Source organism: Archangium sp. (genome assembly GCF_045802675.1).
Classification (GTDB): domain Bacteria; phylum Myxococcota; class Myxococcia; order Myxococcales; family Myxococcaceae; genus Archangium.
On record NZ_JBJMQO010000093.1, the window covers coordinates 78,312 to 99,377 of the forward strand.

Sequence of the window (21,066 nt, forward strand, 5' to 3'; positions counted from 1 at the left end):
GGTACTTGGTTATTTCGGGCTTCCTCAGAGGATCATTTTACCCTGGAGCGCTAAGTTCGAATGGTGAGAGCGCGTCTCGTACCAACTCGCCCAGAGCGTTAGGTAACAATGCCGCCTGTTGCTGTACCGTCCGGGTGGGCGTCGCCGCACAGCGAGCACGGTGCGGACGGCGGTTCAGCATCCATGCCCGGCGGCTCCGGATCCTTCTTCATGAAGCGGATAACGGCGGCGAGGCTGCGGCACGAGCGGTGGACGGCCTTGGCCGTGGGCTGCTCACGCGCGTCGCACACCTTCACCTCAGCCTCGGGTAAATTGAACTCGACGATACGCGCAGCCTCTTCCAGACCACGAGCACGAGCATCGGCCAATGCCCGCCGATGCTCCTGCTCTAGAGCATCAAGTTTTTCGCGAACCACGTCGAGGAGGTTGGCTCGCTTCTTGGGGCTGTTGGGCCACGCCAAGTTGATCACTGCGTCTCGGACGGCCTGCTCGTGAGGGGTTCTCATGTCCCCTACTTACGGCGCGCCTCTGAGGGACGGCAAATCTCTGGACCAGTGAGCCCATGTACCAGGACGCGCTGGAAGGCCGAACCCGGTGAACTCCACTCACGATGGGCTCAATACCCACGTGATCGTGGCCGCTAGGATGCCCAAGAGCAGGCAGACGGCGGACGCGATAACCGTTTTGCGCTTTCGCTCGACCATGGCGACGTACGCGGCGCGGATGGTGGCGACCTGATTCGGGCGGTAGTTCCACGACTCCGGCAGGAGCACTTTCAACGCCAGCGCTCCGGCAAGCAGCCACGGCACCTCTGCGAGAAACAACCAGCCCTTCTTCGTGCCGATGAAGGCTACGACCGCAAGGTGCCCAGCAATCAAGATGCCCAGCATGGTCATGATCGCATTGGCACCACGCACAGTTGCTTCGAGCGATTGCTGGGGAATGCGCTCTTGGAGATCGAGCCAAACAAGGTCGCTAGTAGGGACTTCCCGGCCCTCGACGTACCGCTCGACCTCTCCGCCTACTCGATGATCATGATCGGCCTGGGCCATGAGCCCGCCGGCAGTTGGTACAACTTCTGGCACTTTGGGCACCTCGTCGTTACCCATTCCGGCTCCTTCTCTTTACTCGACAAACTGTCCAAGCCCGAGAACCCCTGGGCCATACCACCCTCCGGGCATGGCAGTGGCACTCTGCACACCGGGCATAACGGGCTTCCGTTCTTCGCCACCGGAAACTTGATACTCATGCAGCGCCTCCACATAGCGAAGTCTACCACTGCTTCGCCGCGTTGCACCGCTCGGTCGAGAGAAGTCAACAGCCGAGGTCGCGCTCAGGTACGGCGCGGAGGCCGACCGCGCCGCCCGGCATTAGTCTGAGCGGGCTCGAACAGAGCAGCTACCTGGACCCGCAGGTGCCGGGCGAGCTTCACCAGCGACTCGATGGTCAGGTTCTCGCGGCCTGCCTCCACCTGCTGGAGATAGCGCAAGCTCACCCCGATCTCGGCCGAGAACTCCTCCTGCGTCAACCCTCGCTCGCCCCGTAGCTCCGCCACGCGGCGACCTACGTTCCGAGCAACGGCCTTGGGCGTTTCGACGGTGCGCACGCCCTCGAAGGTCGTAGCCAAGGCCCAGCTATAAAACGAACTTAAAGAATCGTATTATTCGCCTCCGTGGTTTTCCGGAGCCCACGGAGGATGAATGGCCGAGTGGTCCATCAGGCAGTTGAGCAGCGGCGCGCTGGAGGTCCTGTACCTGAACAGCTTCACGCAGGAGATCGTGTCCTGTGGCGTCAACAGGAGAGACACCCCGGTGCTCATGATCGCGGACTGGATGATGGCGAACGCGGACGAGAACGACCTGATCCGGCTCCTGGATAAGACCGTCCTGCTCAAGCTCCCGGCGACCAACTCGTAGGTAGACCCGTCCACAAGCTCTCGAGATCCGGTGGTCAGCGAATTCAACGCGCAGCAACTCATGTCCCTGAACTGGGCGCCCGAGCATAACGGCGCTGGGGTCCACGTTCAGCGCGAGCACCACCTCACCGAATCCTGCGGTTCGGCCCGGAGGACGTGGAGCGGTTGGCCCAGCGCATGCCCGAACCGCTCAAGCGCATCCTCCACAAGGTCCTGCGCGGCAACCCAGACGACCGCTACCAGACGGGGGGCGAGATGCGCGACGAGCTGCGCGCGTGGCTCAACAACCAGGGGAAGCGATTCGGCCGCGCCAGGGCGGCGGAGGAACTGGAAACCCTCCTCCACGAGAAGCCCGCCCCCCAGGAGACGCGCGCCTTCCCTATCGAGAAGGGGGTCCTGCCTACACCCGAGGAGGAGGCTACGGAGGAAGAGCAGGATCGGAGCGAGTGACCATGAAGAAGAACATCCACATGACGAAGAAGAAGCTGACCGTCCAGCTGGGAGAGGTGCTGCGAGCAGCCCGATTGAAAGCCGAGCTGACCCAGGCGGACGTGGCCGAGCGTGTGGGCGTGGTCACCGAGGTGTACGGGCGGATGGAGCGGGGCAATCTGACGCCCAGCGTCCTCAGACTACGCGCGCTCTGCATGGTGCTGCGGTTGGACGCCGATGCCGCCCTCGGACTCGAAGCGGATGAGGCGGCGGCCTGGTTGAAGGAATCCGAGCCCACCACGGAGGATTCGCCGCGCCTGCGCCGGCTGCTACGCACCCTGCGCCAGTTGGACGAGAAGCAGCTCACGGCCGTCGGCTTCGTGGCGCGTAGCCTCGTACAGCCAGTGGTCGGGCAGCAGCCGTCCGTCCAAGAAGAGGAACCCGGAGCGCATTAGCTCACGTCGAGAGGTTGGAGTCCGCCGTCTCCAGCAGCTTGCGCAAGAGCGCCAACCTCTCCGGCGGCCACCCCTGCAAGATGTGAATGATGCGGCTCAGCTCCGGGTGCTCACCGGCCCCCGGCGGGGGTGTCTCGGCCGGTACTGTCGCCGCGTGGGCCTGGGCGCCCAGGGACAGGAGCACGTCCGAGGAGATGCCCAGGGTCTCGCACATGCGCCGCAGGGTGGGCACGCTGGGCATCATCATCCCGCGCTCGACCCGGCCGTAGACGCCGGACTTCAGGCGGACCTTCTTGGCCACCTCCGCCTGCGTGAGTCCCAGCCGCAGGCGGGCAGCCCGGGCTGCCTCCCCCAGGAGGCGTTGCAGCTTCTCGTCCATGAACTGCGTCTATCGCAAAAAATAGAGGCACACCCAAAGCTTCCTAACGCCATCTCGGGAGTGATCTCCTGGAACAGAGGCAACAGGACGGAAGCATCAAAATACTTGAGGGGGTGCTCGATCGCTGCTAGCAGCCACCTGAACACCCAATCAGTGGGGAGCACATGCGCTCAAAGGACATCGCGTTGCTGGATGCGAAGGCGGTTCGTGACTCCGGAAAGTTTCCGCCGGATGCTGGTTTCTACCTCGTAGCCCGTGTCCTGCTGGATGCAGCATTTGAGTCCATCGAGGATCCGGTTGTGGAAGCGATCGGCGCGAAAATAGATGCCCTCGAAGAGGCTTACGGACTCAAGGAGGGTGAGTTCTGGCCAATCGGGGAGGCGCCCGATGATGTAGAGGCGCTCAGGGCTGAGTACGACGCTGCATTTGATCGTGCGACGGTACAGTTCCTCCGAGACCACGGAGAAGAGGAGATGGCCACCCTGTATGCAGATGATCGAAGCACCTTCGACCGCCGCCTCGAAATGGGCCGACGCTACTTCTTCGACACCAAAGTACAGCCTGACCAGCTTCACTGAGAACAGGGCCCAGGCGATGACCTCGTACCGAGAATTGGTCGTCTAGCCTGAACGCGAGGCGCCAAGAGCCCCACTCTCAAGTTGGCCTGCGTGAGTCCCAGCCGCAGGAGGACAGCCCGGGCCGCCTCCCCAAGGAGGCGTTGCAGCTTCTCGTCCATGAACTGCGTCTACTCCAAGAGGAAGTAGGCTGCGACAGCATCCCGTGCTGGACTTCGATCCTGCCGGCATCTACGACCGGGGGAAGTCATGAAGAAGCTGTACGAGTACGCTGAGACTTGGGATGGACTCCTCGCCCTGGTGACCGACGGCGTTACCGAGGGCCCGCATCTCGACTTCAAGCGGGACGCCTACTCGGATTCGCGTAAGCCCCTGGAAAAGAGAGAGGCGGACAAGGAGGAGCTTCGACGTGATGCCACCGCCTTTGCGAACGGCGGTGGTGGCCGACTGCTTATAGGTGTTGCGGAGGACGCGCAGGGCCGGGCGTGCAGCGTTCCAGGTATCGAGAATGCGGCGGCGCACGAGAACAACATGAGGGATGTGCTCAGCCGCTCTATCGATCCGCCCTTCACGAAATCAGCGCTCCGGGTACGCACCGTCTTCGACCCACAGAACGCAACCAGGGGCGTCGTCGTAGTTGAAATCGGGGAGTCGAAAGTGGGCTTTCCGCATGCCGTTCAGGGCAAGAGCGATGCCCCTCTGGACTTCTGGATTCGCACCGACAAGTCCAAGAGGAGGATGACGTACCTCCAAGTACGCGCGAGTTTTCAAGCTGATGAAGAGCTGGCGGCGCAGCAGCGGCTGGACTCCATGGCCCTGGTCGAGATCAGGAAGATCAAGTACGCCATCAGGTCGGCCTCGTGGGACTTCGGAAAGATGGTTTCCTTGCTGGAGCCACTTCGCATCTACGTTGCGGATTTGAACTTCGGACCGCCCGTTCATAGCGAGGTGATCGCCGCCGCCGGAGAGGTGCTCTCCGTGCCCAGGGCAGGGCTCACTCCGGAAGCGGCGCGAGCGGCCGTAGACATCATCAACGAAGCACTCCCCGTGTACAGCCTCGTCGGTCGGGCGCCTGAGCCACCAAGCCCGGATGATGTGGCGCTCTTCCGGCAGGCGTCCGATTACGGTTGGGGTCTCGTCTACGATGGCGTGAAGTACCTCAACAGCCTTCCTGTGATCAGCACGGGCGCACGGCTGCTTGGACGGCTATTGCGCTACTGCCATCTGAACGAGGTGACCGAGGTAAAGGATGAGGTGCTGGAACACTTCGAGCGCGCTCGGCAGGTAGCGAAGGAGAGGCGACGGGAACACGCCATCAAGGTTCTCGACTTCTTCCAACACGACGCCCTTGATGACCGCGAGGGGCCACCGGTTCCGATGCCCGACGGGTTGGAGTGGGTCATCCTCGGGAGGGATGCCCCGAACAAGAAGAAACGCCCCCAAAAACGCCGGCCGCGCCAACGGTGAATCACCTCGATACGAAGCTGGGGCGACGCCCTTCTCTCCGTACCCAAGTCGTACCCAAGAAGGCCGGACGCGGGTGGACCTCCACGGACGCGCCGCCGGCCCTGCTCCAGAGGGGAGCCGCCCCCCACGAGCACCCCGCCGATCCGGGTGGCGGGGCTTCAAAACCGGTGGGGGGCATGGAGACATGTCCCTGGGAGGTTCGATTCCTCTGTCCTACCGACCTGTTTTCTCCTCTGAAAATGGGCATTTGCGGCTGTTGAGTCATCGGACTCGAGTGTTCGCCGACGTTCGGGGGCGTCCGTTTGATTACGTCCCTTTTACGTCCCTGCCGTTGCCTCCCCTTCTCTTACGTCCCTCAGAGGGGCGTGCCGGGAAGCAATGATGCGGCCTATGCCCCTGTGCTCGTATGGAAACAAGCCGGTGCATTTTGCCAAGATACCGGAGCTGAGAGGGCCGCTGGTCCGACCGACTTTCGCACGACGTCCGACCCGCTCCAGCAGGTCGCGTGGCAGCTGAAGGCCCGAGCGAGAAACTGGACGAAGAAGGCGGCCCGCGAGCTGGCGGCCCATGACGCCTTCCGCTTCAGCCGCTACCTCGAGGCGCTCTTCACACGACGGCCCGGCCGGTGGCACGCAGACGCACGTGGCCGCTGACGGTTAACATGCAACCCACCATGTCACGCCCTACAGACCCGCCTCCGCTACGCTGGGACATCGCGGAGGAGCACTTGGACGAGGCAGCCTTCCTGCTCAATCGGTGGGAGGAGAGCCTCTCCTCCCCCCTCTACACGCCTCGGGAGGTCGCGGGCGGCCCGGAGGAGCGGCTGCTGGCTCACGTGGATGCGCTGGCGCTGGGAGGCCCCCAGGTCGCCCGGCGCCTGCTGCTTCCCCGGCTGGCTGCGGACAGTCGGGAGGAGTCCTTTGCGGCGGGGCTCTCGCTCCTCGGCATGGAAGAGGACTGGAGCGGGGCCATTCTGGACGTCTTGCAGGAGGGGGAGCCCCACCAGCGCGAGGGGCTCCGAGAGGCGCTCCGCCTCTCCCCCCGTCCAGGCCTGGAGCCTCACCTACTGGCCGCCTTCGAGCGCGTCGGCCCCGCTGCCCGGGCCGCCCTCCTGGACGTCCTCGTGGCCCGGCGGCACCCTCCCCCTGGCAGCCTGGACGCACTCGTGGCTGACGAGGACCCGGACCTGGCATGTGCCGCCCTGCGCGCGGCCCGCCACTTCCCCACCCTGCTCAAGCTGGCCTCCTTGCAGCAGGCACTCCACTCGGAAGCCCCAGCGGTGCGCGGCGCCGCCCTGGAGACGGGCTCGATACTCGGGCTGCCGGAGGCGTGGCATGCGTACGAGCAGTCCATCGCATCCCCCTCGGAGTCATGGAAGCCCGTGGCCGAGGCCTGGGCGCTGGGCGCATCCGGGCAGGAACTCGAGCCGCTGCTGCGGGGGCTCGAGGCCCCCGAGACCCGGCGCGATGCCCTCTGGGCGCTCGGCTTCAGTGGAAGGCTGGTGGCAGCCCAAGCCCTGCTGCCCTGGCTGAGGGACAAGGAATGTGCCCGAGTGGCCGCAGAGGCCTTCGCGGCCATCACCGGCCTGCCGCTGGAGCGGGGGTTCGTCATTCCTCCCGTGGAGGATGAGGAGGATGCGGGACCGGAGGGCGACCTGCCCTCTCCGGACGCCGGGCGCATCGAGGCGTGGTGGAAGGAGGCGCGCTCCCGTTTCAACCCCACCGAGCGCTACCTGGGCGGCGCCCCCTGGAGTCCCGAGCGGCTCGTCGAGCACCTGGAGCAGGGTCCCATGCGCCGCCGGCCCGTGCTGGCGCTGGAGCTGGCGATTCGCACGGGAGGGCGGTGCCAGCTCGATACCCGGCTCCTCGCGGCCCGGCAGCTGCGAGAGCTGGAGCGGATGCGTGGCGCCCTGGGCCGGGTGCCCGCCGGCCGGTTCCGAGAGTTGATGCGGGGCTGGACGCCGCCACCCTCCGCGCCGCGCTCCGAGCCGGTGACCCGCCCCCAGGCTCGCGCACGGGTGCCCGGCGCGCTCGTCCTCACGGGCATGGGGATGGTGAGCACCCTCGGCCATGGAGCGGTCGAGTCCTGTGCCTCGCTCCGGGCGCGCATCGTTCGGCCCCGACCCCTGCCCTTCCAGGTCCTCCGGCTGGACGAGCCCGGCGCGGCCGTGGTCACGGGCCACCCCCTGCGGGGGCTGGTGGACGGGTTCACCGGCCTGGCCCGGCTCATCAAGCTGGGGACACTCGCGCTGGAGGATCTGCTGCGCTCCACGGAGCTCTCCAGAGGCGACACCGCCTTCTTTCGGCAGACGGCGCTGCTGCTCTGCCTGTCCCCCACCCGGCGGGACGACTTCGACTTCCAGGACGAGCTCATCGCCGAGCAGCTCCCCTCGCGGCTGCTACGGCACGGCGGTCTGGCACTCCCCGTCCAGAACGTCTCGGTGCTGCAAGCGGGCCATGCCTCGGGGCTGATCGCCTTCCAGCAGGCCTCCCAGTTCCTCCAGGAGAGGCGGTTCCAACGGACCCTGGTGTTGGGCATCGACAGCCTGGTGGAGGAAGACACGCTCCAGTGGCTCGCCAGCCGGAGACGGCTGAAGACGCCGGAGCACCCCATGGGGCTGATGCCGGGCGAGGCGGCCACCGCCGTACTGCTGGAGACTGGCGCCGAGGCGGCCCGGCGCAACGCGTCCGTGCTGGGCACGCTGGCCTCGGTGGGGACGGGGCGGATGGCGGGAGAGGCTCGCAGGGGCGCGGAGTCCGGGCGCGCCCTGGCCCAGGCCATCCGCCAGGCCTGGCCCGCCGGTGCCCCGCCGGTGGGAGACATCTACGGCGACGTCAACGGCGAACACGCGCGTGCCCTGGAGTGGGGCTTCGCGCAGTCGATGCTCCGGGAGACGCACCCGTTGGAGCGGACCCACCTCCACGCCCCCGCCGAGTGCCTGGGGGACACCGGAGCGGCCAGTGGACTCATCTCGGTGTGCTCCGTGCTCCAGGGATTCGCCAGAGGCTATGCTCACGGAGACCAGGCCCTCGTCTGGTCCAGCTCCGACTCCGGAGAGTTCGCGGCCGCGCGGCTCTCCCGGGACTGAGCGCCAGCGGGCCGCACGCGGGAGGTCGCGATGGGAAAGAAGAAGCACGTTTCCTGGGACTTCAAAGAGCAGTACCACCAGGGTGACACGACCGGCTGCATCTGGCGCCACTCTGGGGGCTATGGAACGACGGCCTGCCACTACGCCATGAACGGCTACAAGGTCAGCGGCTCCCGCCTGGACATGTACAACAAGGACCACCGCAAGAACGCTCTGGCGCTGGGCTACGTCCTGGATTTCTCGGGCGACAAGCGCAGGCGCGGTGACCTCAAGCTCACCTCGAAGATCTCGCAGGAGGTGAAGGCCAAGTCCCGGACCGCCCGGAAGACGAGCGAGGCGAGGGATGCGTTCCGCAAGCTCTTCGAGCGCCGCTTCGGCGGGTCCATCAAGTGGCTGAGCCTCAACGAGAAGGGCTGGCACTACGGCTACACACTCCCGGCCGAGCACGTCCCCAAGAAGTATATGGGGCGCCGCGAGAAGACTTTCAAGGTGAAGAACGGGCCCGTCGAGGGCTACGGGGCGTGGTACCCGTACCACCACAACTACCACCACCTGATTCCGCAGGGCGCGCTCCAGGAGTTCGTCTGCGGCAACGACGACAAGACGGAGGACCGCGTCAAGATCCTGTGTGCCTCGAAGTGGAACATCAACGGCCCGAACAACATCGTCCTGCTGCCGCAGGAGACCTCCGTCTCGAAGATTGTCGAGCTGCCGGCGCACTGTCCCTGGGGGCTGAAGAAGCACTCCGCCTATTCCAAGTCCATGGAGGACATGCTGAAGGACGCAAAGCAGAAGCTCGACAAGGCCGTGCAGACGAAAGCCTGCGAGGACACCGAGGACGTAGCGGTCGAGCTCGACTCCGTCTCCGAGAAGATTCTCGAGCAGATCAAGACCATGCAGACAGGCAGGCAGATCGGCCGGGTCAAGCCCGGGTGAGCTGCTAAGGTCAGGACATGCCACGTCACGAGTACTTCATCTTCGTCATCAACAGTGACCCCCGCGTCGGCACCATCAAGAACCTCGATGACGCCTTCGCCGACTACTGGATGCTGAACGAGGGCATGGCGCTGCAGGGCAAGTATCCCCCCAAGCTGGAGCTCGCTCTGTCGAACAAAAGCGGCGACATGGTCACCGACTTCATCGACAACATCCACAAGGTGGTGCTGGTCTCGGAGAAGGCCCGGGCCATCCTGGAGCAGGCGGGGCTGGGGCCCGAGCTGGTGGAGTTCCTGCCCTTCACCCTCAAGGACCGCAAGCGCAAGAAGGTTGCCGAGCCCTACTTCATCGCCAACGCCCTCCAGAGCTTCGACTGCTTCGACTGGGACCGCTCCAAGTACAACCTCTACCCGAACAAGCGGAAGGTGGTGAGCACCAGCCTCAGCAAGCTGTACGTGCTGGAGGACAAGGTACCCAAGGACGCCCTGTTCTTCCGGCTCGGCGAGCTGAAGAACCGCATCCTCATCCGCTCCGATCTGCTGGAGACGCTCAAGGCCGCTGGCTGCACCGGCATCAGTGTCGCCGCCATGGGCGAGCCCCTTCCCTAGGAGCACTCATGGGCATGCTCGAGTTGGACATCACGCTGGAGAACCTCGAGGAGGAGATCCAGGACGGACTGGAGCGGCTGCGCGAGGACGGCCCGGACGCGGCTACGGTGCTGGACGTCTGCGCCCGCTCCCGCCAGCTCGGCTGCGGCCTGCTGCTCATCGACCTGGACGTGGATGGCTTCCAGCACTCGCTCTTCCAGAGCGCCCGCCTCTACGAGTGGCTGCTGGACCAGCGCGCCGCCCATCCCCGGCTGGACACGTACTACCTCTGCAAGTCCCGGGCACGGCCCCTGCTGGATGCACTGGCACTCAACCAACTGCCGCTGGCCCGTGGCATTGGCGCGAAGCTGGACACCCCCTGGACACCGAAGATGGAGCCAGAGGAGGACTTCCGCTACTTCGACCTGCTCTCCGGGCCGCTGCTGGAGCGGCAGCCGGACAAGGCACGGCTGGCCTCCTTCGAGCGCTGCCTGGAAGAGCCCTCCGCCCGCTTCGATGCCCTGGCCGCGCTCGTGCGCCAGGACGCCGATGCTTTCTGGCAGGCCCTGTCGGTGCTCACCCGGGAGTGGGAGGAGGGCCTCGAGGCCGATCGGCGCCAGGACGCGCTCGATGCATACTTCGCGCAGACGGAGGCCTCCATCTTCGTGGAGGGCCTCGCGTTGGTCCGGCTGGCGGGACGGTGGGGCATCCCCGCGCGACCGCGCCTGCCCTTCATGCCTGCGGAGGCCTTCCAGGCCCCGTCCGAGCCGTTTCCCGAGGATCTGGGGCTGTAACGGCCCGCGTCAGTTGATCTTCACCTTCCCGGCGCGGATGCGGTGGACGCCTTCCGCCTCGGTGAGGACCTCCACCCCGCGGAGGATGACCCTGCCATCCGCGCGGAGGATGAGGGTGGCCTTGCCACACCGCAGCACCACCTCGTCGCGCCCCTCCAGCAGGACACGTCGCCCATCGACCTGGGCCTCCCGGGGCGCCTCGGAAAACTGCTGGGCCAGCACGGCATCGAGCAGGGGCGTGGGTGGCATGGGCTGGAGCAGGCCCGTCAGAACGGGGCGGGAGGGCCTGCCGTCATCGAAGAAGAGCGTCGCCTCCCGGCGCTCGCGCGCGGCCTGGCGCCACTGCTCCGGCGCGAGCAGGACGGTGGTGCGCGCCAGCAGCGGCCCGCGCTGGTTTCCCGCGAAGTCGACCCGGACCGAGCCGTCCGGGTCCACGCCCGCCACCCAGCCGACGAGCATACCGTGGATGAGGGGCTCCTCCTCCCCAGGCTGGGAGGACGCCGTGGGTTTGGGAGAGTCCTGGGCCATGTGGCGGGTACGCTCCCGTCAGGACTGCGGATCCCCGCAGCAGGGGCACTTGAGCTTCTCGTCCTCCTTGTCCATGGAGATGACAGGCGGCTGGAGCACGGGGAAGGGCGGCGTGTTCTTGTCGTTGTGGAGCATGAGGTCGAACGAGCGCGGCACGTTCTTGCCCTCGATGGAGACGTCGAAGGAGTAGTTGACGAACTCGGCCTTGCCCTTTGTCTTCCCCGAGGCCACTCCGCCCGCGCTGCCGGCCTCGTCGCCGGTACTGGTGGAGAAGTTCGAGTCCTTCAGGCAGAGGGGCTTGCCCTCCACGGTGACCTTCTTGGAGCCTTTGTCGGTGTCCGCCGAGCGGGCGATGTTCGGATAGGGGATGGGGACGGGGCCTGCCGGGGTGGGCGTCTTGCACACGTCCGGGAACGCGATGGTCGTCCCGCCCGAGTCGGCATTGACGATGGACAGCTTGTTCACGCCCACGAAGTTCTTCCCCATGGCCCCATTATAGCGCCCCGGCCCCCCCAGGGCATGGCCTCGGTGCGGCACGTCCAACGGAGGACCGGGCACTGATAGTCTCCAGCCTGGAACTGCCCTCCGGCGAGAGAGCCGGGAACCGAGGAAAGTGTGGGCCTCACCGTCAACAACCAGACGCCCTTCGCGGTCGAGCCGCTCGCCCTGGCGGACGAGGAACTGCGCCCGCTGCTGGTGGTGGTGGTCAAAGCCACCTACCTGCTCGACAAGGACGGGCTGAAGCTGGCGGACACGCCCGTGCCGGTCAGCCTCGCGGGAGAAGCGTGGGGGGAGCCGGGCCAGTCGAGCTACCGGTACGAGCCCGAGACGGCCTTCACCAAGCTGGCCACGGACGTGGTCCTGAACGGGAACGCGTATGCGCCCGCGCGGAACACCACCGAACTGGAGGTGGAGGTGCGGGTGGGCCCCCTGCGCAAGGTGGTCCGCGTGGTGGGGGAGCGGGTCTGGGTCCGGAGCCTGGGGCAGGTCTCGATGACGCGCCCGTTGCCCTTCGAGAAGATGCCCCTCGTCTATGAGCGGACCTTCGGCGGACATGACCGGACGGCCACGGCTCCGGCGAACCCCCAGTTCGAGCCGCACAACCCGGTGGGAGTGGGCTTCCGGGCTAGTCCGCGTCACTACGAGGAGGGGCTGCGGCTGCCCAACCTTGAGGACCCGGCCCGGCCCCTGAAGCAGTTTGGGCAGCGGGTCCCCCCGGCGGGGTTCGGCTTCATCTCCCCGGACTGGCAACCCCGGGCTGCGCTCGCCGGCACCTACGACAAGGCGTGGGAGTCAGGCCGCAAGCCGCTGCTGCCCAGGGACTTCGACCGGCGCTACTTCAATGCCGCGTCCCCGGGCCTAGTGGCTCCGGGCTACCTCCAGGGCAATGAGCCGGTCCTCCTCGTCAATGCCTCACCCAAGGGGCGATTGACATTCCAGCTTCCGGGAGTGCGTCCGCAGGTGAGCGCGGCGCTAGAAGGCGGGCCCATCGAGCCGGTGATGAACCTGGACACCGTCATCCTGGAGCCAGATGCGCGCCGCGTGCTGCTGCTCTGGAGGGGCTCCATCCCCCTGGAGCAGGGCGCGCATGAGGTGCGGGGGCTCAAAGTGTGGATGGAGCCGGGGAGCGGAAGACCCCCTCCCTGAGGGCCTCCTGCCTGCTGGCCTGCTCGGCCCCTCTGCACCAGCCCTCCTCAACAAAGCCCCTATCCGTCTTATGCTTCGCTCAGGTTCTCCAAGGAGCGGCAGACGGCAATCGAGCAGTTGGAACAGCTCGCGTCGCAGGTCAACGCTGAGCCGCTGTTCACGGCAGGCTTCCTTCATCTGGGGATTCGCCCGCTGGACGGAGAATCCATTCAGGCGAGGCTTTCGCATGACCGCGGAGGTAATCATCCCGAGCCTACTTCGCGCACCACTCAGCTTGCGAAGCGCTCCCTTGCTCCACCGCTTGAATGAGGGGATGGCTCAGCTGTCGAGCCTCCTTCCAATCCCTCGAAATCTCTAGGTCTTCAATCCGTCCGGTGCTCTAGCTGAACCCCACCCTGGCCAGCCCTCGCTGGACGTGCACGCCCACTGCTCAGGTCCAGCGAGGGCTCCATCAACGAGTGAGATGCGCGCCCGTGCGTCCTCGCTGATTCCCATCCACCAGACGGTCCAAATCTCCATCAACAAGCGTGCGCGATAACAAGCGAGGAGGAAGTACTCGACATGACGGGAGAGGTCATGCCATAGAGCACCACGGGAGAAGTAGACCCCGGGAATGCCCGTATCGACAGAAGAATGGGAGACGCATCCGCGCGAGCAGGAGGGGTCCTCGCGTTACGGCGAGCTGTTTGGCGTGGCCACGAGCGTTGGTGCGTGAACTGAAGCTGCGGCTCCGAATCCTGTTTTGTATGGAGCGCCGGTCGGAAACGAGCGGCGTTGATTTGATGTTCACCTGGCTGAGACGCCTGTTCATTGGACGTTCAGGAGTGCCCGGACTCCCCGGGGCCACACTACCTGCCGAGTCGCCTCCCACCTGGGGCACCCTGCTTCTGGATGCCGTCCAGAAGTCCTCCCGGGCCCAGGCCCGTCTGGCCCTCCATGTCGAGGATCTGGAGCGCAAGCTGGAAGGGGGACTCGCGGAGCTGAGGGGCTCGCTCTCTTCTCTCCGCGGCGCTACGCCGGGCAACTCTTCGGGGAGCGAGCCCCCCTGGGACGAGCTCCTGGATGCCCTGGATCTGCTCGAAGAGGCCTCCCGCGTCGCGGCGGATGCGGCGCTCGCATCGGGACTCATGGGAGTGGCGGCCCGGCTCGAGCGCTTTCTGACCTCCTCCGGAATCACGCGCCTGGCGTCCATCGGCCACCTTCCCGACGGGCGCCTGTTCCGGATTGTAGGCACTCAGCCCCACCCCAGCTTCGCCGAGGGCGCCATTGCCCGCGTGGTTCGCGCCTCCGCCCTGCGGGGCGAGCGCCTCCTTCGCGAGGGCGAAGCCATCATCGTGAGGAATACCCCTTGAGCCATGTCTTTGGAATCGATCTGGGGACGACCAACTCCGTCATCGCCCACCTGGTGGAGGGCCGCCCGGTGGCCGTGCCAGTGGAAGGCAGTCGCATCGTCCCCTCGGTGGTCCTCTACGAGGACACTCGTGTCGTCGTGGGGCGCGAGGCGCGCAACCTCGAGCTGCTGAGGCCCGAGCGGTGCATCCGCTCGGCCAAGCGCAAGATGGGGACGCTCCACCGCTACTCCATCGCCGGGCGCGAGGTGTCTCCCGAGGAGGTCTCCGCCGAAATCCTGTCCGCGCTCAAGCAGGGAGCCGAGAAGGCCACCGGCGTCCCCGTGCGTGACGTGGTCATCACCGTGCCTGCCTACTTCGATGACGCCCAGCGCCGCGCAACCCTCGAGGCCGGCCAGCGCGCGGGGCTGCACGTCTTGCGGCTGCTCAATGAGCCCACCAGCGCCTCGCTCTTGTATGAGCACGTGCTGCATCCCGAGGCCCTCCGTATGGCCGAGCCCGAGATCCTTCTCGTCTACGACCTGGGGGGCGGCACGTTCGACGTGTCGGTGCTCGAGGTGTTCCAGGGGGTGCGCGAGGTGCGCTCCACCGCGGGCAACACCCACCTGGGCGGGGACGACTTCGACGACAAGCTCGTTCAGCTCTTCCTCGAGGAGCTCAAGAAGCAGGGCGTGGAGCCTCGCGAGGATGTGCGGGCCATGGCGCGCCTGCGCCAGCTGGCCGAGGAGACGAAGATCCGTCTGTCCGCGGACATCTCCGTGCACGTGAAGGAGGAGTTCCTCACCCAGGCGCAAGGCAGGCCCATCCACCTCGAGCTGGAGGTGCGGCGGCGCGCCTTCGAGATGCTCATCGAGCCGCTGCTCGAGTCCACCGTGGCCCTGACCCGCCAGGCCCTGGCGGAGGCCCGGCTCGAGGGGCAGTCGCTGTCCAAGATATGCCTGGTGGGAGGCTCGACGCGGATCCCCCGGGTCCGCCAGATGCTGGAGGAGGCCTTCGGAGTCGACATCCATGAGGAAGTGGATCCAGACCTGGCCGTGGGGCTGGGCGCGGCCATCCAGGCCGGCATGTTGTCCGGCGAGCCGGTGGGACGCATCCTCGTGGATGTGACGTCGCACAGCCTGGGCATGCGCGTCATCGGAGAGGACGACCTCGGGAGCGCCACACCGGATACCTTCGCCCCGGTCCTCCGCCGCAACACGGTGTTGCCGGCAACGAAGGTGGAGGAGTTCTACACCCTGGTGCCCGACCAGGAGCTCGTCCAGGTGGAGGTGTTTCAGGGCGAGTCGCACCGGGTCTCGGAGAACACGCGGGTGGGGGCCTTCGACTTCCCGCTCGAACCCCGGCCCGCGAACTCACCGGTGCGGGTGGAGTTCGCCTACGATCTCAACGGGGTGGTGAAGGTCTCCGTCAGCCAGCCCGGCACGACGAACGCCAAGACGGTGGCCCTCTCGGTGGCGGACGTGGGCAAGGCCGTCCCGGCCCTGGCGCCGGGGCAGAGCGCGGTGGAGCGCAAGGGGCACGCCCTGCTCGAGCAGCTCCCTCCCGAGCTCCGCGCCGAATTGAAGCGGCTTCTCGACCAGTACGCGCAGGCCCAGGGCGCGGCGCGCGAGCGCGCGGAAGAGGCGCTCCTGGATTTCTTCCTCAATCTCGAACACGGGCCGGGATCCCCGGAACCCTGAGCCATGGTGAAGCACGACCGCACCGGGCGCCAGCACCGCCAGTGGCTGGAGGAGGCCCGGAAGTACCAGAAACGGGGGGACCTGGAGGGGATGCTGTCCGCGCTCCTGCGGCTGCCGCCGCCGCTGAGGGAGGAACTGCTCCCCAGCGGCGCCGCCCTCTTCCGGCAGGCCGTCCGGGAGCAGCACCGCCACGGCTCCTGGAGGACGCTCAGCACCCAGGCCGTGCGCGTGGACGCCGAGCCCGGCCTGGTGGAGCGAGGCGCGGCTCCAGAGGAGGCCTGGGCCACGTACTGGCCACTGGTATGGGCGGCGGGCCGCGCCCGCGATTGGGAGCGCGCGCGGCGGTTGTGGCAACCCCTCACCGGCCCGGCGCGAGCGCATGCGCCCCTTCTGGCCAGGGCGATGGATGACTGGCTCTCCTCCGAGGGGAGCCCCTCTCCCGAGCGCATCGCCCCGGCTCTCGAGCGCCTGCCCCCGGTGGATTCGCTCCTGGGAGTCGAGCCGCCGAGCCAGCGCGTCTCCCTGCCGCCGCCCCGCTCGCTGGAGGAGGTGGAAGGGGCGCTCCTCTCCCTGTGCGCGCTCGAGCCCTTCCCCGTCTTCGCCAGCCGTGCCGAGGCGTGGGCACGAGCGGCACCCGCCGAGGTAGCTCGAGCGGTATGGGAGCTGGCGGGACAGCTGGCGGCGCGAGAGCTGTGGCTCCGGGCAGCGGAGGGCAAGGGGCACGCCGCTCTCTCGGAGCCAGCCTCGCTGTTGGCCCGGGCGGTGCGTGAGGGAGGAGCTCCCGAGGCCCTGTCCGCTCCTACGTCGCAGGCGCTGCGGGTGGTAGCCGCGGGGCTTGCGCGGACGACCATCTCGCGCATCGAGGACGCCGAGCCCCTCTGCACCCTGGCTCAGGCCGCGGCGCTCCAACCGACGTCCCAGTCCTGGGTGGTGCAGGCGGTGTCCGGGCTCCGCTTCGAGGGGGCAGCCCTGCCGCGGGCGCTGGGCCTCTACCAGGAATTGCTGGCCCGGAGCGCGAACGCGCCCCTCTGGGCGCGGGCCTTCCTGGCCTGGTGCGAGCAGAACCCCGAGGCGCCCAACGCACCCGGGTGGCTCCAGGAAGCCTTGGGCCGGCTGGTCGCCACGGAGGCCTCTTCCCTGCTGTCCTGGCTGGGTGGGGCCGTGCCCTCCGAGCGTAGGGCGTTGATCGAATGCGTGGCCTCTACCTGCGCACCGGGCCTGGTGGAGTCATGGGTGGAGGTCTGCTGGGAGGGCGCGAACGAGGAGCTCCGGAGGGAGCTCAGCGAAGCCGTCCGTATCCTGCTGCACCGCAGTCGGCTGAAGCAGGGAGGACGGCAGTTGGAGCGGCTGCTGCGCGGCGTGCGGAACCTGGAGGATGCGGAGCGGATGCTGATGGGGATGGAGAGGGAGATGGAGCAGGTCTACTCCTCGATGAAGCTGACCGGGGACGGCCTGCGCATCTGGCGCCGGTTCGCTCCCAGGGTGCTGACCTACCAGGTGGAGTTCCTCGAGGTGGCGGTGCGCCAGGCTTCCTCGGACGCCGAGGCATGGGATGCCGCCGTGCGGTACCTGGAGGCCCATCCTGGGAACACGGGGCATATCGAGGCGCTCCGGACGATGGAGGTGTCCGGCCGGGAGGCGCTCGCCAGGCGCGTTCTGGAACGCTGGCTGGAGCGCCGCGCCGCCAACGTGCTGGCGCTCGCCGAGGCGGTGGTGGCCGCCGGGAGGATGAACACCCCTTGCGAGTACCTCCACCCGGTGCTGGAGGCCTTCATGCGGGCCCTGTCGGAGCAGTCACCCGCTCTCCATGCCCCGGTGGTGGAGCAGGCGCGGGCGTTGGCGCACGAGCATGGGTACCGGCCGCGCAAGCGCGGGGCTTCGCGGAAGAAGAAGGCCGCGAGCACCCCGGCGCGCCGTGCATCACGCTCGAAGAAGAAGCCCGCCGCGGAGGGCGCGGCGCCACCGAAGGAGTCCGGGAGAAGCCCCCCGAAGGCTGTCTCTCCGGAGGAAGGGGAGGAGAGCAGCTGATATGACGCCCGAAGAGCCGTTCGCCGTATTGGGGTTGGCGCCTACGATGGACCCGGCCGCCGTCAAGAGCGCGTACTTCGCCGCGCTGGCGCGGCACCCACCTCACCAGGATCTGGAGGGGTTCCAGCGGTTGCGCCGCGCCTACGAGGCGCTCACCCGGCCGGGAGGCCTGGCGGTGGCATACCTGACCAGCCCCGTGGACGTGCAGACGCTGGCCAGGGACGCGCGCGAGCGTTTCGATGCACCGCTCGAGAAGGCCGCCGTGGTGGCGCTGGCCGCGCGAACGGGAGCGGAGACCGTGGCGCGGTGGGTGGAGCGGTGCTCCCGGCTGAGCTGGGATGAGGCGCTCCGGGCTTTTGCCGGGTGATGCGGCCTGCACTTCAGCCCTCCTTGCCGGGCGCGAGCGGAAGCCGGCCGAGCTCCTGCGCGCGTGCGTGCACCGCGCGTACCGCCGCGCCCATCGCCTCCCGGACGCCCGCGCTCTCGAACACCTTCAAGCCGGCCAGCGTCGCGCCACCGGGGCTCGTGACCTGCTTGCGCAACGCCGCCGGGGACTCCTGGGTGCGCTGCAGCAGCTCCAGGCTTCCACGCATGCTCTCCACCGTCGCCAGGGTGGCCTGCTCGCGCGGCAGCCCCAGGGCCACGCCGGCGTCGATGAACGCCTCGATGAGGAAAAAGACGAAGGCGGGCATGGGCCCAGCGAGGCCCGTCGCCATCTCCACGCCGGCCTCGTCGGCGACTTCCACTTCGGTGCCGAGTGCGCCCAGCAGTGAGCGTACGCGCTGCAGCGCCGGCTTGCTCGAGCCCGCGCTCGCGATCCAGAAGGTGGCCGCCTTGCGGACGCGCGCGGGGGTGTTGGGCATTGCGCGAACGACGAGTGGGTGTTCGAGACCCTCGCACAGCGTCCGCAGGCGCGCGCCCGCGATGATGCTGACGACGATCGTGTCCTCGCGGAGCTGCCCGCGCAGCTGCTGGAGGACAGCACCCAGGTGTTGCGGCTTCACGGCCAGCACGACGAGCTCCGCGGTTGCCGCCGCGAGGTTGTCCGCGGTCACCTCGACACCATGCCGCTCGCGGAGCACGCGGCGACGCTCCTCGTCTACCTCTCCGACGAGGATGGTGCCGGGTGCGGCCAGACGGCCCTCGATGACCGCTCCCATCAATGCCTCGGCCATCACACCCCCGCCGATGAAGCCCAGGGCGGGTCTCCGCGAGGGCACGGCGGCATCGATCGAATCGGCCGTCATGGTGAGGTCCGGACGGGAGTGGGGCGGATGAGTCCCTTCACGATGCGACCCGTCTCGACATCGGCCAGGGCCTGGTTGACCTCTTCGAGGCCGTAGGTGCGGCTGACCATGTGCTCCCAGCCCTTGCCACCGGCGACCCTGGCACCGTGCCGGTCGAGGATGCGGAGCATGCGATGGAAGTGGCTGAAGTCCACGCCCCATACGCCACGGATCTCGAGGTGCTTCCGATTGATCTCCGTGTGCGGGTTGAGCCCCACCTCGCCGTGATCGGTGTAGTGACCGACGATCACGTAACGCCCGCCGTCGCGGGTCATGTGGATGCCGTCCTTGACCGCCGCGGGCACGCCGGTGGCCTCGATCGTCACGTCCACGCCGCGTCCCTCGGTGAGCGCGAGAATCCGCTCCACGTGGCTGTTCGAACCCGTGACGTCGAGCGGGATGGCCTCATCGACTCCGAACTCGCGGGCCATCGCGAGCCGCACCTCATGACGTTCGACGACGTAGACCGCGCCCGCGCCAGAGAGCAGGGCCAGGGTCGCCGCGCTCAGCCCCACCGGGCCCGCGCCCTGGATCAGCACGCGATCTCCGAGCTTGATGCGCGCCGTGTCGACGGCGTGGATCGCGGTCGGCAACGCGCAGCCGCCCGCGATCACGCGCTCCGGCGTGAGCGTCGAGGGGAGCTCGAGAATGGACACCCCGGGCTTGAGGTAGATGAGCTGCGACCAGCCGCCGTACAGCCCTTCCTTCGCCGAGTAGGTGACGCCGTAGACACGCCGCGAAGGACAGCGGTTCGGCATCTTGGCGACCAGGCAGAACCAGCAGGCGTTGCAGGTCCCGACGACGTCGAGGAACGTGACCGTGGCACCGACGCGCACGGGACGTCCGTCAACATCGTGCGGCTCGCCGCGCACGGCCAGCACCTTTCCGACGGAAACGTGGCCGGGGATGATCGGGTACGGCACACCGGCGAGCCGGCCGTGCGACAGGTGGACGTCCGTCCCGCATACCTCGGAGAAGATCGTCTCGAGCAGGACTCCGCCCGGCTCGAGCTCGGGTGCGGAGAAGTGCTGGAGCTCGACGGGGCGGTTGGCACCGTGCATGACCGCCGCGGTGCAGGAGGGGTGTGCGCTCAAGACCACAGGACAATCCTCCCGTCGGGGAGGGTGCCGATCGCCGAGGTCACGGTGGTGCGGTGACCCGCGCTCGAATCGACCTCGTGGAAGTTCCGCGTACTGAAGATGTACACGTCGCCCATCGTGGGCCGCAAAGTGAACCTCTCCGCGCCCTCGACCACGGGGCGGCTGTAGCCATAGGTCCCTGGGAGCTTGTAGATCTCATCCTCAGGCGTCCACGCGTGATTGTAGACATACGTATCGCCGGGATTCTCCGGGTCGAGCTCGAGGTAGAGGTTCCAGGCGAGCTGGACCTGGACCTGGGCCACCCACCACTCCGGTTGCTCGGCGGGGGCGTAGTCGATGTGGAGCAGGGTCCCATTCTCGATGCGGCGGATGAGGCCCGCGCAGTAGGTACCGTGCGCCGGATCGGCGGCGATCTGTACCGGAGACCCGGTGGCCTGGCGCAACCGGCTCATCAAGCGCTCGAGCGGAGAGAACGATTGCGAGAAGATCTCTCCCTGGAGCGCCCGGCACTGCTCGGCCCTCCCGAAGTAGGCCGAGACATCCGAGCCGTTGTGCTCGAACACCGTCGCGCCGATCCGGTCGATGGGCGGCACGACATCCTTATACGTCTCGAAGCCAATCACCTGCGCCCGCTCGACGAGACGGCTGCACTCGTCCGGCGTGGCGAAGCCTCGAATGACAACCGCGGGGATCTCGTTGCGAATGAGCTGCTGCCAGGAATTCTGGTCAAGCTCTTTGGCCGCGAAAACATCCCACGTGGACCTGCGCGGGGCCAGCGAAAGATTTCTCATATTTATACCCAGACAGGACAAACAAATACGACG

General features: G+C 67.3%; 23 protein-coding genes. 14 read left to right on the top strand and 9 right to left on the bottom strand.

Annotated elements, in window-relative coordinates; all coding sequences use genetic code 11:
• Positions 1-98: 98 nt before the first annotated feature.
• From ACJ8AN_RS26835 to ACJ8AN_RS26845, 3 genes are all read right to left on the bottom strand, one after another.
• Entirely contained in the window at positions 99-506 is a 408-nt protein-coding gene (locus ACJ8AN_RS26835) for a hypothetical protein (protein WP_407758324.1), read from the bottom strand.
• Positions 507-605: 99 nt separating this feature from the next.
• Positions 606-1,109, bottom strand: coding sequence for a hypothetical protein (locus tag ACJ8AN_RS26840; RefSeq protein ID WP_407758325.1), 504 nt, complete (start codon positions 1,107-1,109; stop codon positions 606-608).
• 224 nt (positions 1,110-1,333) lie between these two features.
• Positions 1,334-1,627 carry a helix-turn-helix domain-containing protein gene (locus ACJ8AN_RS26845; RefSeq protein WP_407758326.1) on the bottom strand — a complete coding sequence of 98 codons (294 nt, stop codon included), beginning with the start codon at positions 1,625-1,627 and terminating at the stop codon, positions 1,334-1,336.
• Between the two features lie 73 nt (positions 1,628-1,700).
• On the opposite strand from ACJ8AN_RS26845, the gene ACJ8AN_RS26850 reads away from it, so the two are divergent.
• The 3 genes from ACJ8AN_RS26850 to ACJ8AN_RS26860 all read left to right on the top strand — a co-directional run bounded on the left by ACJ8AN_RS26850 (position 1,701) and on the right by ACJ8AN_RS26860 (position 2,799).
• Entirely contained in the window at positions 1,701-1,916 is a 216-nt protein-coding gene (locus tag ACJ8AN_RS26850; RefSeq protein WP_407758327.1) for a hypothetical protein, read from the top strand.
• Between the two features lie 176 nt (positions 1,917-2,092).
• Positions 2,093-2,365, top strand: coding sequence for a hypothetical protein (locus tag ACJ8AN_RS26855; protein ID WP_407758328.1), 273 nt, complete (start codon positions 2,093-2,095; stop codon positions 2,363-2,365).
• A gap of 2 nt (positions 2,366-2,367) precedes the next feature.
• Positions 2,368-2,799 carry a helix-turn-helix domain-containing protein gene (locus ACJ8AN_RS26860; RefSeq protein ID WP_407758329.1) on the top strand — a complete coding sequence of 144 codons (432 nt, stop codon included), beginning with the start codon at positions 2,368-2,370 and terminating at the stop codon, positions 2,797-2,799.
• A gap of 1 nt (position 2,800) precedes the next feature.
• On the opposite strand, the gene ACJ8AN_RS26865 is transcribed toward ACJ8AN_RS26860, so the two are convergent.
• Positions 2,801-3,178: a multiprotein-bridging factor 1 family protein gene (locus tag ACJ8AN_RS26865; RefSeq protein WP_407758330.1), complete on the bottom strand. Its 378-nt coding sequence runs from the start codon at positions 3,176-3,178 to the stop codon at positions 2,801-2,803.
• Between the two features lie 164 nt (positions 3,179-3,342).
• On the opposite strand from ACJ8AN_RS26865, the gene ACJ8AN_RS26870 reads away from it, so the two are divergent.
• The 6 genes from ACJ8AN_RS26870 to ACJ8AN_RS26895 all read left to right on the top strand — a co-directional run bounded on the left by ACJ8AN_RS26870 (position 3,343) and on the right by ACJ8AN_RS26895 (position 10,625).
• Positions 3,343-3,756 (top strand): hypothetical protein, encoded by a 414-nt coding sequence (locus ACJ8AN_RS26870; protein WP_407758331.1) that lies wholly within the window; start codon positions 3,343-3,345, stop codon positions 3,754-3,756.
• A 246-nt stretch (positions 3,757-4,002) separates the two neighbouring features.
• A complete protein-coding gene (locus ACJ8AN_RS26875) occupies positions 4,003-5,220 on the top strand; it encodes a helix-turn-helix domain-containing protein (protein ID WP_407758332.1) in 1,218 nt (405 codons plus the stop codon).
• A gap of 673 nt (positions 5,221-5,893) precedes the next feature.
• Complete coding sequence (locus ACJ8AN_RS26880; protein ID WP_407758333.1) at positions 5,894-8,308, top strand: TIGR02270 family protein; 2,415 nt, start codon at positions 5,894-5,896, stop codon at positions 8,306-8,308.
• A 30-nt stretch (positions 8,309-8,338) separates the two neighbouring features.
• Positions 8,339-9,244 carry an AHH domain-containing protein gene (locus ACJ8AN_RS26885; protein ID WP_407758334.1) on the top strand — a complete coding sequence of 302 codons (906 nt, stop codon included), beginning with the start codon at positions 8,339-8,341 and terminating at the stop codon, positions 9,242-9,244.
• Positions 9,245-9,261: 17 nt separating this feature from the next.
• Positions 9,262-9,852, top strand: a complete 591-nt coding sequence (locus ACJ8AN_RS26890; protein ID WP_407758335.1) for an imm11 family protein — start codon at positions 9,262-9,264, stop codon at positions 9,850-9,852.
• Positions 9,853-9,860: 8 nt separating this feature from the next.
• Positions 9,861-10,625, top strand: coding sequence for a hypothetical protein (locus ACJ8AN_RS26895; RefSeq protein ID WP_407758336.1), 765 nt, complete (start codon positions 9,861-9,863; stop codon positions 10,623-10,625).
• 9 nt (positions 10,626-10,634) lie between these two features.
• On the opposite strand, the gene ACJ8AN_RS26900 is transcribed toward ACJ8AN_RS26895, so the two are convergent.
• Both ACJ8AN_RS26900 and ACJ8AN_RS26905 read right to left on the bottom strand, forming a co-directional pair.
• Positions 10,635-11,084, bottom strand: coding sequence for a DUF6484 domain-containing protein (locus tag ACJ8AN_RS26900; protein ID WP_407758337.1), 450 nt, complete (start codon positions 11,082-11,084; stop codon positions 10,635-10,637).
• Between the two features lie 87 nt (positions 11,085-11,171).
• Entirely contained in the window at positions 11,172-11,639 is a 468-nt protein-coding gene (locus ACJ8AN_RS26905; RefSeq protein WP_407758338.1) for a DUF4150 domain-containing protein, read from the bottom strand.
• A 129-nt stretch (positions 11,640-11,768) separates the two neighbouring features.
• Here ACJ8AN_RS26905 and ACJ8AN_RS26910 point away from each other — a divergent pair, with 129 nt between their 5' ends.
• The 5 genes from ACJ8AN_RS26910 (at position 11,769) to ACJ8AN_RS26930 (ending at position 18,223) form a co-directional block, all read left to right on the top strand.
• The gene (locus tag ACJ8AN_RS26910; protein WP_407758339.1) at positions 11,769-12,800 is read left to right on the top strand and encodes a DUF2169 domain-containing protein; all 1,032 of its coding nucleotides are present in this window, start codon (positions 11,769-11,771) and stop codon (positions 12,798-12,800) included.
• An 824-nt stretch (positions 12,801-13,624) separates the two neighbouring features.
• Positions 13,625-14,152: a nucleotide exchange factor GrpE gene (gene grpE / locus ACJ8AN_RS26915; RefSeq protein WP_407758340.1), complete on the top strand. Its 528-nt coding sequence runs from the start codon at positions 13,625-13,627 to the stop codon at positions 14,150-14,152.
• Positions 14,149-15,828, top strand: a complete 1,680-nt coding sequence (locus tag ACJ8AN_RS26920; protein WP_407758341.1) for an Hsp70 family protein — start codon at positions 14,149-14,151, stop codon at positions 15,826-15,828. The genes grpE and ACJ8AN_RS26920 overlap by 4 nt, the downstream gene beginning before the upstream one ends.
• A 3-nt stretch (positions 15,829-15,831) precedes the next feature.
• A complete protein-coding gene (locus ACJ8AN_RS26925) occupies positions 15,832-17,856 on the top strand; it encodes a DUF6109 family natural product biosynthesis protein (RefSeq protein WP_407758342.1) in 2,025 nt (674 codons plus the stop codon).
• Between the two features lies 1 nt (position 17,857).
• Complete coding sequence (locus tag ACJ8AN_RS26930; RefSeq protein ID WP_407758343.1) at positions 17,858-18,223, top strand: J domain-containing protein; 366 nt, start codon at positions 17,858-17,860, stop codon at positions 18,221-18,223.
• A 13-nt stretch (positions 18,224-18,236) separates the two neighbouring features.
• On the opposite strand, the gene proC is transcribed toward ACJ8AN_RS26930, so the two are convergent.
• Genes proC through ACJ8AN_RS26945 form a run of 3 tightly spaced genes read right to left on the bottom strand, consistent with a single transcriptional unit; the run spans position 18,237 to position 21,033 of the window.
• Complete coding sequence (gene proC, locus ACJ8AN_RS26935; protein ID WP_407758344.1) at positions 18,237-19,103, bottom strand: pyrroline-5-carboxylate reductase; 867 nt, start codon at positions 19,101-19,103, stop codon at positions 18,237-18,239.
• Positions 19,100-20,236 (bottom strand): zinc-binding dehydrogenase, encoded by a 1,137-nt coding sequence (locus ACJ8AN_RS26940; protein ID WP_407758345.1) that lies wholly within the window; start codon positions 20,234-20,236, stop codon positions 19,100-19,102. Before ACJ8AN_RS26940 ends, proC begins: the two co-directional genes overlap by 4 nt.
• Complete coding sequence (locus ACJ8AN_RS26945) at positions 20,233-21,033, bottom strand: hypothetical protein (protein WP_407758346.1); 801 nt, start codon at positions 21,031-21,033, stop codon at positions 20,233-20,235. Before ACJ8AN_RS26945 ends, ACJ8AN_RS26940 begins: the two co-directional genes overlap by 4 nt.
• Positions 21,034-21,066 lie beyond the last annotated feature (33 nt).

Excerpts from the sequence above, each read along its gene's own strand:
- ACJ8AN_RS26835 (WP_407758324.1), bottom strand. The coding sequence starts at position 506 with ATGAGAACCCCTCACGAGCAGGCCGTCCGAGACGCAGTGATCAACTTG.
- ACJ8AN_RS26840 (WP_407758325.1), bottom strand. The coding sequence starts at position 1,109 with ATGGGTAACGACGAGGTGCCCAAAGTGCCAGAAGTTGTACCAACTGCC.
- ACJ8AN_RS26850 (WP_407758327.1), top strand. The coding sequence starts at position 1,701 with ATGGCCGAGTGGTCCATCAGGCAGTTGAGCAGCGGCGCGCTGGAGGTC.
- ACJ8AN_RS26855 (WP_407758328.1), top strand. The coding sequence starts at position 2,093 with ATGCCCGAACCGCTCAAGCGCATCCTCCACAAGGTCCTGCGCGGCAAC.
- ACJ8AN_RS26860 (WP_407758329.1), top strand. The coding sequence starts at position 2,368 with ATGAAGAAGAACATCCACATGACGAAGAAGAAGCTGACCGTCCAGCTG.
- ACJ8AN_RS26865 (WP_407758330.1), bottom strand. The coding sequence starts at position 3,178 with ATGGACGAGAAGCTGCAACGCCTCCTGGGGGAGGCAGCCCGGGCTGCC.
- ACJ8AN_RS26870 (WP_407758331.1), top strand. The coding sequence starts at position 3,343 with ATGCGCTCAAAGGACATCGCGTTGCTGGATGCGAAGGCGGTTCGTGAC.
- ACJ8AN_RS26875 (WP_407758332.1), top strand. The coding sequence starts at position 4,003 with ATGAAGAAGCTGTACGAGTACGCTGAGACTTGGGATGGACTCCTCGCC.
- ACJ8AN_RS26880 (WP_407758333.1), top strand. The coding sequence starts at position 5,894 with ATGTCACGCCCTACAGACCCGCCTCCGCTACGCTGGGACATCGCGGAG.
- ACJ8AN_RS26885 (WP_407758334.1), top strand. The coding sequence starts at position 8,339 with ATGGGAAAGAAGAAGCACGTTTCCTGGGACTTCAAAGAGCAGTACCAC.
- ACJ8AN_RS26890 (WP_407758335.1), top strand. The coding sequence starts at position 9,262 with ATGCCACGTCACGAGTACTTCATCTTCGTCATCAACAGTGACCCCCGC.
- ACJ8AN_RS26895 (WP_407758336.1), top strand. The coding sequence starts at position 9,861 with ATGGGCATGCTCGAGTTGGACATCACGCTGGAGAACCTCGAGGAGGAG.
- ACJ8AN_RS26900 (WP_407758337.1), bottom strand. The coding sequence starts at position 11,084 with ATGCTCGTCGGCTGGGTGGCGGGCGTGGACCCGGACGGCTCGGTCCGG.
- ACJ8AN_RS26905 (WP_407758338.1), bottom strand. The coding sequence starts at position 11,639 with ATGGGGAAGAACTTCGTGGGCGTGAACAAGCTGTCCATCGTCAATGCC.
- ACJ8AN_RS26925 (WP_407758342.1), top strand. The coding sequence starts at position 15,832 with ATGGTGAAGCACGACCGCACCGGGCGCCAGCACCGCCAGTGGCTGGAG.
- ACJ8AN_RS26930 (WP_407758343.1), top strand. The coding sequence starts at position 17,858 with ATGACGCCCGAAGAGCCGTTCGCCGTATTGGGGTTGGCGCCTACGATG.
- proC (WP_407758344.1), bottom strand. The coding sequence starts at position 19,103 with ATGACGGCCGATTCGATCGATGCCGCCGTGCCCTCGCGGAGACCCGCC.
- ACJ8AN_RS26945 (WP_407758346.1), bottom strand. The coding sequence starts at position 21,033 with ATGAGAAATCTTTCGCTGGCCCCGCGCAGGTCCACGTGGGATGTTTTC.